This window comes from uncultured Salegentibacter sp. (assembly GCF_963972535.1).
Classification (GTDB): domain Bacteria; phylum Bacteroidota; class Bacteroidia; order Flavobacteriales; family Flavobacteriaceae; genus Salegentibacter.
On sequence record NZ_CAXAVR010000192.1, the window covers coordinates 1 to 2,637 of the forward strand.

The 2,637-nt window shown below is 39.2% G+C and carries 1 protein-coding gene; it reads left to right on the top strand.

The genetic code is table 11. From position 1 onward, the window contains the following. Nucleotides 1-233: 233 nt before the first annotated feature. Nucleotides 234-2,637, top strand: a 2,404-nt coding sequence (locus tag AACZ30_RS13695) for a M14 family metallopeptidase (RefSeq protein ID WP_339650073.1), incomplete at its 3' end; no start/stop codon positions are given.

A 2,637-nucleotide genomic window follows, 5' to 3' on the forward strand; every position in this document is an offset into this window, starting at 1 on the left:
ACCGAAGTTAAGAATTTTATTCGCTAATTTTTAGTTAATTTGGCGCTAGATACTGTTTTTACTCGATTATCGGTGGTTTATAATCAAACTTCAAGCTGAACTTGTTTCAGCTTCTAAAGTAAATCGAATTACTATCAACTTTATATCCTGAAACGAGTTCAGGATGACGATAAAATGACTTTTTGAATAACAAGGAACTTATTAAGCTTAAATTCAACATTTAAAATCAATAAATGAAATCAACTTTACTCGCTGTCGTCTTTCTCTTTTTAGGTTTACAAATCAATGCACAATTACAAAGTCCGGAAGAATTCCTGGGCTACGAGATTGGGGAGCAATTCTCCCGTCACGCCGATGTAGTGAATTATTTTGAACAGGTAGCTGAGAATTCTCCGCTGGTTGAATATCATACTTACGGAAAAACCAACGAAAGGCGCCCACTTACCTATGCGGTGATTTCTTCGGAAAAAAATTTGCAGAACCTGGAAGAAATTAGAAACAATCATCTTGGAAACACCGGAATTTCTGAAACTGATGGAGAAGCCGATAAAGCCATTCTTTGGTTAAGCTATAATGTGCACGGCAATGAAGCTTCCAGTACCGAAGCTGCGATGAAAACTTTATATGCCCTGATCACCGAAAAACAGGATTGGCTGGAAAATACCGTGGTAATTATAGACCCCAATGTAAATCCTGATGGGCGCGATAGGTACGTAAACTGGTACAACCAGGTAAAAGCAGAGCCCTACAGTCCATTGCAAGCAGCAGCGGAACATCACGAACCCTGGCCGGGCGGAAGACCAAATCATTATTTATTTGATCTTAACCGCGACTGGGCCTGGGCCACGCAGGTGGAAACCCAGCAACGACTTAAAATCTATAACCAGTGGATGCCACATATTCACGTAGATTTTCACGAGCAGGGCATCAATGAACCTTATTATTTTGCACCCGCGGCAGAACCTTTTCACGAAATTATCACCCCTTTCCAAAGGGAGTTTCAAACCGAAATAGGGAAAAACCACGCCGAATATTTTGATGAAGAAGGCTGGTTGTTTTTTACCAAAGAACGTTTTGATTTGCTATACCCAAGTTATGGAGACACCTACCCAACTTATATGGGCGCCATTGGAATGACCTACGAACAGGCGGGTCACGGTCGTGCCGGATTGGGAATTAATACCGATGAAGGTTACGAACTCACTTTAAAAGATCGGGTAGCGCATCATCACACCACCGGACTTTCAACTATTGAAGTTGCTACTAAAAATATTAATGCTTTAAATTCTGAATTTAAAAAGTATTTTGATAATGCAAATCTGGAATACAAATCTTACGCGGTAAAGGGAAATCCCGATAAAATTGCTTTACTAAAAGAATTGCTGGATAAGCACGAAATTAAGTATCAAAATGCAGCAACTGGAAGAATAAAAGGCTTTAATTATTCCGAAGGTAAAAGAGGAAATTTGAATGCTGACGAAAACACTTTGGTGATCAATACAAACCAACCAAAAGGTAAAATGGTAAACGTACTTTTTGAACCTTCCACTACCCTAAGCGATTCTCTAACCTATGATATTACTGCCTGGAGTTTGCCTTATGCTTACGGTTTGGAAGCAGTAGCGAGCCCACGCGAAGTTTCTTCAGAAGCAAATTCTACAAATGCTGAAATTTCCAATACGGCAAATCCTTCGGGAGCCGGTTATGTTTCAAAATGGAATGCCATGCAGGATGCCCAATTTTTAGCTGGATTGCTAAAGGAAAATATTAAGGTGCGTTTTAGTGAAATTCCGTTTAAAAGCGAAGGAAAAGATTTTGATCGTGGTAGCTTGATCATCACAAAAAGCGACAACAGAACTAACGAAGATTTTGATGAAACTGTAGTTGAAGTCGCAAATAAACATCAAAGAGAACTTGTAGCGGCAAGCACAAGTTTCGCTGGTAGCGGACCCGATTTTGGTTCACCTGAAGTAAAACTAATTAATTCACCAAAAGTTGCGGTTTTAAAAGGCGAAGGCACTTTTTCTTTAAATTACGGAGAAATATGGCACTTTTTTGAGCAAGACCTCAACTACCCTCTAACTTCAATAAACACCAATTATTTTAAAAATATTGACCTGGCTCAATTTGATGTTCTGATAATGCCAGAAGGCAATTACGCTGATATTTTAGATGAGGATACTTTAAAACAAGTAAAAGACTGGGTTAGCAATGGCGGTAAACTTATTGCCATTGGTCGTGCTGTAGGCACTTTTGCAGGAAAAGATGGCTTTAATCTTAAAGAGAACAAATCTGAAACCAAAGATTCTACGGCTACAGGGAATTTAATTCCGTATGCACAAAGAGAGCGGGAAAGCGCACAAAATATGATCACGGGAAGCATTGTAAAAACCAAATTGGACAATACCCACCCAATGGTTTTTGGCTACGGCGATACGTATTTGAGTTTAAAATTAAGTAGCGATAGCTACAAACTCCTGGATAAAGGCTTTAATGTTTCCTACATTCAACAACCGGAAATAGTTGCAGGTTTTGCAGGAAGTTCAGCGGTAAAAGATCTTGAAAATTCGCTGATTTTTGGGGAAGAAAGAATGGGAAGCGGAAGTATTATTTATATGGTAGATAATCCCTTATTCC